1 protein-coding gene is annotated in these 973 nt (G+C 47.8%); it reads left to right on the top strand.

What is annotated here, in order from left to right; genetic code table 11:
* A partial coding sequence (locus ABR397_RS22830) for an esterase/lipase family protein (protein WP_407072904.1) occupies positions 1-973 on the top strand: 973 nt, incomplete at both ends.

The following is a 973-nucleotide window of genomic DNA, read 5'->3' as shown; positions in this document are numbered from 1 at the left end:
TGAATATGATGAATACGGTTTTCCGTATTACAACGTGCCCAATGCCAGAATTGAAGAAAACCTGGTGGCGACCTGTCTGAAATATGCAACTAAAGTGATCCCGGTGATTTTCCTGCCGGGGGTAATGGGGAGTAATCTGAAATTGAATGGGGGGGAGACAGTTTGGCTACTAAATGCTGAATTTAGTTACGCTGTTGTACGTTGGATAGCATTGGGGCCGATTTATAGAAAAAAAATATTAGATCCCAGTAAAACAGAGGTTGATGGCTCTGGGGTTATCACACCTGACCACACCAAAAAGAATAAATTCCCCAGTTGCCGGCAGCGGGGTTGGGGAGAAGTGGCACATATGAGTTATGGGGATTTTTTGCCCTGGCTTCAGGATGTGTTGGATGATGAGCGTCAGGTGTTTGAATATTGTATGGAAGGTCAGGGGAGGAAAACGCTCCGGCAGCAAATGGTCGGTATGGATCTGAGTGCTGAGTTAGGTGAAGAGCCGCTGACCCAGGAAGAGGTTAAACACAGTTATCGCTTTATGTACCCGGTGCATGTGATGGGCTATAACTGGCTGCAATCCAATGTGGATTCTGCCAAAAGGTTGGCGAAATATGTTGATGAGGTTTTAGACTACTATGGTAAACGCTGTGCAACCAAGCAGGTGATTTTAGTCACTCATTCTATGGGCGGGCTGGTTGCCCGCTATTATTCAGAAAAACTGAATGGTCGGGATAAAATTTTAGGGATTGTGCACGGCGTGATGCCGGATACCGGTGCCCCGACGGCCTATAAAAGAATGAAAACCGGTGAAGATGGTGTGACTGGGCTGGTTGTCGGCAGTAATGGCGCGGAGATGACCGCTGTGATGGCTCAGTCGCCCGGTCCTTTACAACTGTTGCCGGGAAAGGCGTATGGTAAAGGCTGGTTACATATCGCCGATGATAAAATCACGCATAAGCTACCGGAGTCAGACCCT

Origin of the sequence: Photorhabdus viridis (assembly GCF_040256935.1) — a bacterium.
Taxonomy (GTDB): domain Bacteria; phylum Pseudomonadota; class Gammaproteobacteria; order Enterobacterales; family Enterobacteriaceae; genus Photorhabdus; species Photorhabdus viridis.
Note: the sequence above shows the minus strand (reverse complement) of the source record. Positions and strands in the feature narration are given on the sequence as shown.